Raw genomic sequence first — 8,393 nt, forward strand, 5'->3', positions numbered from 1 at the left:
GTCCCCAACCTTGTCGTCCATCGCCAAATCGTCTTCGAATGGCGACACATCTTCGAGCGAACTGGCGAGCGCATCGTCGAAATCGTTATCGAAAGCAGCTTCAACAGCCGGCGCGGATGCTTCGGCAATGCCAGAACGCACGTCGTCGGCAGCAGCGGCATAGGCAGTTTCGTCCGCCGCATCATCGTCCAGCAGCAAATCCTGTTCAAGCGACGCGGCAAGCTCGTCGTCCCCAAGCTCGTCGTCCACCGCGTCAGTGGCCTCGAAAGCCGGCTGACGCGGGTCGAACCCCATGATCTTGGTCAGTTCTGCGAACGGATCATCGTCAGCGATATCGTTTTGGGCGGCTGCTCTCAGCTGGGTTCTGTCTGCCATTATTGTTCCCGAACTCGCACTCATTCGGACGCCATGGACGTCGCGTAGGGTTGGCCCTTACCAGCGCAATGTGGGCAAAAGGTGACAGGTTTTTTAGTCAAACCTAACGCATTTCGGTGGGCGCATCGGCTCCGATCAGCGTCAGGCCGGACGTCAAAACGTCCGAAACAGCCTGCACCAGCCCTAGTCTGGCATGCGTCAATTGTCGGTCGTTAACCTTAACAAAACGTAAGTCCGGATTTTCGGTGCCGCGGTTCCAATGTCCATGGAAGCTGGAGGCGAGATCGTAGAGGTAGAATGCCAGCCGGTGCGGCTCGAGCGCAAGGGCCGCGGATTCGATCAGCCGCGGATATTCCGCAAGTTTCCTGATCAGGCCGATCTCGCCTTCGTCGGTCAGTAAATCAGTGGCGGCCGCCAGCCGATTGCGGTCGAAATTGGCCTCGCCCAGCTGCTCGCTCGCCTGCCGGAACACCGAATGGCAGCGCGCCGAGGCGTACTGTACGTAGAACACCGGATTGTCCTTGGACTGCTCCGTCACCTTGGCGAAGTCGAAATCGAGCGGCGCATCGTTCTTGCGGTAGAGCATCATGAAGCGGATCGGGTCGCGGCCGACCTCCTCCACCACTTCGCGCAGCGTCACGAAATCGCCCGACCGCTTCGACATCCGCACCGGTTCGCCGTCGCGAAACAGCTTCACCAACTGGCAAAGCAGCACGGTAAGTTTCACCTCGTCGCCGGCAATCGCCCGGGCGAGCGCTTCCAGGCGCTTTACATAGCCGCCGTGATCGGCGCCAAGTACATAGATCAGCTTGACGAAGCCGCGATCGACCTTGTCCTTCAGATAGGCGACGTCGGCGGCGAAATAGGTGAAAGTGCCGTCGGACTTGACTAGCGGCCGATCGAGATCGTCGCCCACGGCTGTCGAGCGGAACAGCGTCTGCTCGCGGTCTTCCCAATCGTCCGGCTTCTCGCCCTTGGGGGGTGGCAGCTTGCCCTTGTAGATATGGCCCTTAAGCGTCAGGTCGTTGATCGCCGAACGGATTTTCCGGGCGTTGTCGGCGTGCAGCGTGCGCTCCGAGAAAAAGACGTCGTGATGCACGTTGAGCAGCGCCAGATCCTCGCGGATCATCGCCATCATCGCATCGATCGTCCTGTCCTTGACGATGGCAAGCGCTTCTTCGTCCGGCATCTGCAACAAGGAGCGGCCGAATTCGCCGGCCAACGCCTGGCCTACCGGTACGAGATAATCGCCCGGATAGAGCCCGGCAGGAATCTCGCCGATCTCGTCGCCGAGCGCTTCGCGGTAGCGCAACATGACCGAGCGGCCGAGAACGTCGATCTGCGAGCCAGCGTCGTTGATGACGTATTCCTTGGTCACGTCATAACCAGCGAAAGCCATCAGATTGGCGAGCGCGTCACCAACCACGGCGCCGCGGCAATGGCCGACATGCATCGGTCCAGTCGGGTTGGCCGAGACATATTCGACATTGGCCTTCTTGCCGCCGCCAACCGTCGAGCGGCCATAGTTGCGGCCTTCGCCGAGCAGTGCGGTCAAATGCACCTGCCAGAACGCATCTTTGAGCCTGAGGTTGACGAATCCCGGACCGGCAATTTCGGCCGCGGCGATGTCGGTGTCGGCGCGCAGCGCCTGTGCCAGCCTTTCAGCCAGTGCGCGTGGCGACTGGCCGGTCGGCTTGGCCAGCACCATTGCCGCATTCGTCGCCAGGTCGCCATGGCTCGCGTCGCGCGGCGGCTCGACGGCGATGCGCGACAGGTCCAGCGAACCGCCGTCCTTGTCTTTCAAATCAAGCGCTTCGACAGCTCTGGTGATTCGCGCGTTAAAATCGGCGAAGATGTTCATTGGTGTAGCTCTGGGGTGTGGCTCTGGCGGCTTTGCAGGGATCCCGGCAAAATCGAGCCCGCCCTAGCTCAATTCAGGCGTATGGTCAAACAAACGGCGGTGTTCTTTCAAAGCGTAGGTGTCCGTCATGCCCGCCAGGAAATCGGCAACGCTGCGCGCCTTGATGCGATCATCGGCCCGATCGAGCCCCTCGCGCCAGCCATCGGGCATGGCGCGCGGATCGGCGAAATAGACCTCGAACAGGTCCTTGACGATCTGCTCGGCCTCGGTACGCACGCGCATGACCTCTTTGTGCCGGTAGAGATGCTTGTAGAGAAAGGCCTTCAATTCCTTTTCCGACGTGGCCATTTCGGCGGAAAAGGTCACCATCGTCTCGCCTGCCGCCCTTACCGCATCGGCGCTGTCCGGCTTGATGCGCGCAAGGTTCGCGGTTGTTGACACGATGACATCTTCGACCATCATCGTGATCTGCCGCCGCATAAGTTCGTGCCCTGTCCTCACATCGTCCAGCGCCGGATAGCGCTGGCGCACGCCTTCGAGGATCGACCCCGGCAACGAGACCTTTTCCAGCATGTCCAGCGTCAGCAAGCCTGATCTCAGGCCGTCGTCGATGTCATGCGTATTGTAGGCGATGTCGTCGGCGATCGCCGCGCACTGCGCCTCGATGCCGGCGAAGCGGTCGAGTTCGAGGTCGTGCAGCTCCGAATAGTCTCGGATCGCTTGCGGCACCGGCCCCTTCAGGCCTTTGCCGCGGGCATCGGTCAGCGGTCCGTTGTGCTTGACCAGCCCCTCCAGCGTTTCCCAGGTGAGGTTCAGCCCGTCGAACTCGGCATAGCGACTCTCCAGCCGCGTCACCACGCGCAGCGATTGTGCATTATGGTCGAAGCCGCCCCATCCGGCCATCTTCTCGTTCAGCGCGTCCTCGCCGGTGTGGCCGAAGGGCGTGTGGCCGAAATCGTGCACCAGCGCCACCGCCTCGGCCAGATCCTCATCGCCGCGCAATGCCCGCGCCAAGGCGCGCGCAATCTGCGCCACCTCGATCGAATGCGTCAGCCGGGTGCGGTAATGGTCGCCCTCATGCGCGACGAACACTTGCGTCTTGTGCTTCAGCCGGCGGAATGCCGTCGAATGGATGATGCGGTCGCGGTCGCGCTGGAACGGCGTGCGGGTCGGGCTCTCCACCTCGTCGAACAGCCGCCCGCGCGATTTCGCCGGATCGCAGGCATAGGCCGCGCGCGGCCGATAGCCGAATCCGATGTCGCCCAACTCGTTGGTCATCGCCGATACCGCAGTTGACTTGCCTACTCGCGCTTCATACCTATCATGTGAAACCGAAAGCAAGGTGACGCCCATGGGCGCTGATGCCAAGACTGCCATGAAAGTGGAGATGACCGACGCCGCCGCCAGGCGGATCGCCAAGATTGTATCTGGCGAAACCGGCAAGACGGCGCTGCGCGTTTCGGTCGAAGGCGGCGGCTGCTCCGGCTTTTCCTACAAGTTCGACCTGGTCGATACGCGCAACGATGACGACGTCGCCATTGAGAAAGACGGCGCCACCGTGCTGATCGACGACCTCTCGCTGGTCTATATGGGCGGCTCAGTGATCGATTTCGTCGACGATCTGATGGGCCAGTCGTTCCAGATCAGGAACCCGAATGCGGTCGCCTCGTGCGGCTGCGGCACCAGCTTCAGTATATAGAAATGCCTGCCGTCGGCGCGGTCCGTCAGGTCGCGCTTTCAGCCGGGCGCGATCTCGATGCAACGCTGGCGTTCTGGCACGACGTGCTCGGCATGGCGGTGCACGTGCGCTTCGACCCGCCCGGCATCGCCTTCATCATGGCCGGCGACGTGCGGCTGCTGTTCTCCGATGGCCTGCCGGCCGGCACCGTCTATCTCGATATATCAGACCTCGACGATTTCCACGCCTCGGCAAAAACCGCCGGTGTCCCCTTCACCGCGCCGCCGATGCTCGTCCATCGCGATACCGAAGGCCTGTTCGGGCCGGCTGGGGAATGCGAATGGATGGCCTTCCTAAAGGACCCGGCAGGCAATACGATCGGCCTCGTCGAACGTCATCCACCGGAACAGCAATGAGGCCGTCATGAAAATCGTCACCTGGAACATCAACGGCGTTCGGGCCCGCCTCGGCAATTTGACCCATTGGCTGACGGAAAGCGCACCTGATATCGCCTGCCTGCAGGAGATCAAGACGGTCGACGAGCAGTTTCCGCGCGCCGAGATCGAGGCGCTTGGCTACAACGTCGAAATCTATGGCCAAAAGGGTTTCAACGGCGTCGCCATCCTGTCGAAGCTGCGCTTCGACGAGGTTATCAGAGGCCTGCCGGGCGACGATGCCGACGAGCAGGCGCGTTTCATCGAGGGCGTGTTTTCGACCGACAAGGGCGCGTTGCGCGTTGCCTCGCTCTATTTGCCGAACGGCAACCCGATCGATGACGAGAAGAAGTTCTCCTACAAACTTTCCTGGATGGCGCGGCTGGAGCGCTGGGCCGAGGAACGACTCATGCTCGAAGAGGCGCTGGTGCTGGCCGGTGATTACAATGTCATCCCCGAATACATCGACGCGAGATTCCCGGAGAACTGGCTGGGCGATGCGCTGTTCCAGCCGCAGACGAGACAAGCGTTTCGCCGGCTGAAGAATCTTGGCTTCACCGAAGCCGTGCGCGCGGTCACCGACGCGCCGGACACCTACACATTCTGGGACTATCAGGCCGGCGCGTGGCAGAAGAACAACGGCATCCGGATCGATCACTTGCTGCTTTCGCCCGAAGCCGCCAACCGCTTTTCCTCAGCCTCGATCGAAAAGCACGTGCGCGCCTGGGAAAAACCCTCCGACCACGTGCCGGTGGCCGTCGAGCTGGCTTTTGCGCCAATCTGATCATTTCGAGGTTCGGATCACCCGGATTCCCGGCCGATAGACCGTCATATCGCCACAATCCGGGGTTCCGCTGCAATCCGGGGTTCGGCTGGGATTCAGGATGACGATCAGGTTTGCGCTTTGCCTATGTGCTGCGGCGCTCGCCCTCGCGGCGACCCCGGCTTTTGCCGATGCGGAATGCCTGGCCAACGGAAAATCATTCCAGATCGGCCAGGTCGCCTGCCTGACGCTCTCCGGTCAGAGCCATCTCGCCCGCTGCGACATGGTGCTCAACAACACGTCGTGGACAAAGATTAGGGACGATTGTCCAGAAAACATGCTTGCGCCGCATCTGCCGGCTACGCCGATTTCAACGCCGGAGTCCGGCCTCGTTCCGACGGAATCGACCGGGAACTGATCTCGGCCGTCCGATTTGATTTTTCGAGATACCCAGTCTTCGTGACTACTGGCTTCGTGACTACGGCCTTCGCGGCTACTGGTCGCCGCCACCCTTGGTGAGGATGTCATCGGCCAGCGAAATCGCGGTGCGGCGGTCGGCTTCGCCCGCGGCGGCAAACGCCTCTTCCTGCATGCCGCGTATCCATGGCTGGTCGGAAGGTGAGGCCCGTTCAAGTGCCGCAGTCATCATCGCCAGCCCCCGAACGATCTTGCCGCTCTGGAAGAGCAGGTTGCCGAGCGTCGCCTGCGCACCGGCATGGCCCTTTTCCGCAGCGAGCTGGAACCAGCGTCCGGCCTGCTTGATGCTGGCCTTTACGCCACCCTTGCCGTTCAGAAAGATCTGGCCCATCTCGAACTGCGCATTCGGGTTGCGGTAGTTGGCGGCGGCACGCATGTAATATTCCTGGGCCGCCACCTCGTCCTCCGTGATGGGGCTGCCGGGGATGCCCTTCCTCAGATAATCGCCGAGCGCGACGAGCGCGTCCGACACATAGCTCTCTTCCGGCGAGCCGGGCTCGACGTCCTGGTCGACGATCTCTGAGAAGAACTTGAATGCCGCGTAATCGTCGCGCTCCACGCCGTCACCCTCGGCATACATGCGCGCAAGTTTCCAGGTGGCGCCGATCTGGCCGTTTTCGGCCGCGTATTTGTAGGCCTCCGCGGCCTGCTCCTTGCGGCCGTTCTTGTAGGCGGAGAAGCCGAACTGGAACACCGCCCACGGGCTCGACTGTGGCTTCACGCCGGTCTTGTCGTCGAACACCTTGTCGTCGAAGGCCACGGCCTGGCCCGCGGCGCCCAAGGTCGCGCCAAAAGTGGCGATCGCAACCAGTGCCGAAAAGACAGACGACCTCAGCAACTCAGATATCCGCATAACAATGTGTTTCTTTGGCACCACCGGGATGGGTGACCGCGCCGTCGCGGGCAGGCCCTACCGTTTGCGCATATTTCCAGATCGCGCCCGACTGATAGTCGGTCCCGCGCGCCTTCCATGCCTTTGCCCTTGTCGCCAGTTCGGTGTCGGACAGATTAACCTCGATCGTGCCGTTCACCGCGTCGATCGAGATCAAATCGCCATTCCTGAGCAGCCCGATCGGACCACCCACCGCGGCTTCCGGCCCGACATGGCCGATGCAGAAACCGCGTGTCGCGCCCGAAAAGCGTCCATCGGTGATGAGAGCCACCTTGCCACCCATTCCCTGGCCATAGAGAGCAGCCGTCGTCGATAGCATTTCCCGCATGCCCGGACCGCCGCGCGGCCCCTCGTAGCGGATGACGAGAACCTCGCCCTCGCTGTAGCTGCGATCCGTAACCGCCTGGAAACATTCCTCTTCCGAATCGAAGCAGCGCGCCGGACCAGAGAATTTCAGCTCCGACATGCCCGCGACCTTCACGATCGCGCCTTCGGGGGCAAGGTTTCCCTTCAAGCCCACGACACCACCCGTTTGGGTGATTGGTCGGTTGGCGGGACGGACCACATCCTGGCTATCATTCCAGGCTACGTGCTCCATATTTTCGGCTAAAGTGCGGCCGGTCACCGTCAGGCAGTCGCCATGCAGATAGCCGTGGTCGAGCAACGTCTTCATCAAAAGCGGAATGCCACCGGCCTCGAACATGTCCTTGGCGACATATTTGCCGCCCGGCTTCAGGTCGGCGATATAGGGCGTCTTCTCGAAGATCCTGGCTACGTCGAAGAGGTCGAACTTTATCCCGGCCTCATGCGCAATCGCCGGCAAATGCAGCGCTGCGTTGGTCGAGCCGCCGGTGGCCGAAACCACGGTTGCCGCATTCTCCAGCGCCTTCAGCGTGACGATGTCGCGCGGGCGGAAATTCTTTGCGATCAGCTCCATGATCTTTTCGCCAGAGGCGAAATTGAAGCGGTCGCGCATCTCGTAGGGCGCCGGCGCCCCGCAGGAATAGGGCAGCGCCAGGCCGATGGCCTCGGCGACGGTGGCCATGGTGTTGGCGGTGAACTGAGCACCGCAAGAGCCGGCCGACGGACAAGCGGCCTGTTCGATTTCGAGGAGTTCGGCGTCACCGATCGTGCCGACCGAGTGCTGGCCGACGGCCTCGAACACGTCCTGGATGGTGATCTGCCGGCCCTTGTAGGAACCGGGCAGGATCGAGCCGCCATAGATGAAAATCGACGGCACGTTGAGCCGCACCATGGCCATCATCATGCCTGGGAGCGACTTGTCGCAGCCAGCAAGGCCGACCAGCGCATCGTAGCAATGGCCGCGCATGGTGAGTTCGACCGAATCGGCGATGACCTCGCGCGACACCAGCGATGATTTCATGCCCTGGTGGCCCATGGCGATGCCGTCGGTGACGGTGATGGTGCAGAATTCGCGCGGCGTGCCGTTAGCCGCGGCAACGCCCTTCTTGACCACCTGCGCCTGGCGCATCAGCGAGATGTTGCAGGGTGCCGCCTCGTTCCAGCAGCTAGCGACGCCGACCAGCGGCTGCGCGATCTCGGACGCCGACAATCCCATAGCATAGAGATAGGAGCGGTGCGGCGCACGCGCCGGACCGACGGTCACATGGCGGCTGGGCAGCTTGGCCTTGGAGATGACTCTGGCGTTCATACTCGTCCTTGCCGCGGGCAATGCGGCCCTGCCCCATCGCCGAGCCTTTTGGCACGTGTCCCGAGACAAATCCGAGGTGCGCCGGGTTTATGGCGGGAAATAGGCAATGTCCCCGGGCGCCCTTGCGGCACGAGGGTTGCCCAGAAACTGTTGCCAAAACGTCACAATCGCAGGAGGCAGAGGGGCGCGGCATATTTGCAACGCCGCTTGGGGTCGGGAAGGCCACTCAAACAAAAAGAGC

General features: G+C 62.1%; 9 protein-coding genes. 4 read left to right on the top strand and 5 right to left on the bottom strand.

All coding sequences use genetic code 11. From position 1 onward, the window contains the following. The 3 genes from E5W87_RS22110 to E5W87_RS22120 form a co-directional block, all read right to left on the bottom strand. Positions 1 to 294 (bottom strand): hypothetical protein (locus E5W87_RS22110; RefSeq protein WP_367118857.1); only part of this gene is annotated, 294 nt, incomplete at its 3' end. 184 nt (positions 295 to 478) lie between these two features. Further along, positions 479 to 2,236, bottom strand: coding sequence for an arginine--tRNA ligase (argS, locus tag E5W87_RS22115; RefSeq protein WP_292402225.1), 1,758 nt, complete (start codon positions 2,234 to 2,236; stop codon positions 479 to 481). Positions 2,237 to 2,299: 63 nt separating this feature from the next. Beyond that, positions 2,300 to 3,514, bottom strand: a complete 1,215-nt coding sequence (locus E5W87_RS22120; RefSeq protein ID WP_292402227.1) for a deoxyguanosinetriphosphate triphosphohydrolase — start codon at positions 3,512 to 3,514, stop codon at positions 2,300 to 2,302. A 73-nt stretch (positions 3,515 to 3,587) separates the two neighbouring features. Here E5W87_RS22120 and erpA point away from each other — a divergent pair, with 73 nt between their 5' ends. The 4 genes from erpA to E5W87_RS22140 all read left to right on the top strand — a co-directional run bounded on the left by erpA (position 3,588) and on the right by E5W87_RS22140 (position 5,529). After that, on the top strand, positions 3,588 to 3,935 hold the full coding sequence (gene erpA, locus E5W87_RS22125; RefSeq protein ID WP_292402230.1) for an iron-sulfur cluster insertion protein ErpA: 348 nt from the start codon (positions 3,588 to 3,590) through the stop codon (positions 3,933 to 3,935). 2 nt (positions 3,936 to 3,937) lie between these two features. Further along, entirely contained in the window at positions 3,938 to 4,330 is a 393-nt protein-coding gene (locus tag E5W87_RS22130; protein WP_292402233.1) for a VOC family protein, read from the top strand. Between the two features lie 7 nt (positions 4,331 to 4,337). Continuing rightward, the gene (gene xth / locus E5W87_RS22135) at positions 4,338 to 5,132 is read left to right on the top strand and encodes an exodeoxyribonuclease III (RefSeq protein WP_292402237.1); all 795 of its coding nucleotides are present in this window, start codon (positions 4,338 to 4,340) and stop codon (positions 5,130 to 5,132) included. Between the two features lie 100 nt (positions 5,133 to 5,232). Continuing rightward, on the top strand, positions 5,233 to 5,529 hold the full coding sequence (locus tag E5W87_RS22140) for a hypothetical protein (protein WP_292402240.1): 297 nt from the start codon (positions 5,233 to 5,235) through the stop codon (positions 5,527 to 5,529). A 75-nt stretch (positions 5,530 to 5,604) separates the two neighbouring features. Here the strand turns inward: E5W87_RS22140 and E5W87_RS22145 are convergent, their stop codons facing one another. Both E5W87_RS22145 and ilvD read right to left on the bottom strand, forming a co-directional pair. Then, on the bottom strand, positions 5,605 to 6,441 hold the full coding sequence (locus E5W87_RS22145) for a tetratricopeptide repeat protein (protein ID WP_292402245.1): 837 nt from the start codon (positions 6,439 to 6,441) through the stop codon (positions 5,605 to 5,607). Continuing rightward, entirely contained in the window at positions 6,428 to 8,152 is a 1,725-nt protein-coding gene (gene ilvD / locus E5W87_RS22150; RefSeq protein ID WP_292402248.1) for a dihydroxy-acid dehydratase, read from the bottom strand. Before ilvD ends, E5W87_RS22145 begins: the two co-directional genes overlap by 14 nt. Positions 8,153 to 8,393 lie beyond the last annotated feature (241 nt).

Source organism: Mesorhizobium sp. (assembly GCF_004962925.1).
Lineage (GTDB): Bacteria > Pseudomonadota > Alphaproteobacteria > Rhizobiales > Rhizobiaceae > Mesorhizobium.

Coding starts and splice junctions, on each gene's coding strand:
- argS (WP_292402225.1), bottom strand. CDS start 2,236: ATGAACATCTTCGCCGATTTTAACGCGCGAATCACCAGAGCTGTCGAA.
- E5W87_RS22120 (WP_292402227.1), bottom strand. CDS start 3,514: ATGACCAACGAGTTGGGCGACATCGGATTCGGCTATCGGCCGCGCGCG.
- erpA (WP_292402230.1), top strand. CDS start 3,588: ATGGGCGCTGATGCCAAGACTGCCATGAAAGTGGAGATGACCGACGCC.
- E5W87_RS22130 (WP_292402233.1), top strand. CDS start 3,938: ATGCCTGCCGTCGGCGCGGTCCGTCAGGTCGCGCTTTCAGCCGGGCGC.
- xth (WP_292402237.1), top strand. CDS start 4,338: ATGAAAATCGTCACCTGGAACATCAACGGCGTTCGGGCCCGCCTCGGC.
- E5W87_RS22140 (WP_292402240.1), top strand. CDS start 5,233: ATGACGATCAGGTTTGCGCTTTGCCTATGTGCTGCGGCGCTCGCCCTC.
- E5W87_RS22145 (WP_292402245.1), bottom strand. CDS start 6,441: ATGCGGATATCTGAGTTGCTGAGGTCGTCTGTCTTTTCGGCACTGGTT.
- ilvD (WP_292402248.1), bottom strand. CDS start 8,152: ATGAACGCCAGAGTCATCTCCAAGGCCAAGCTGCCCAGCCGCCATGTG.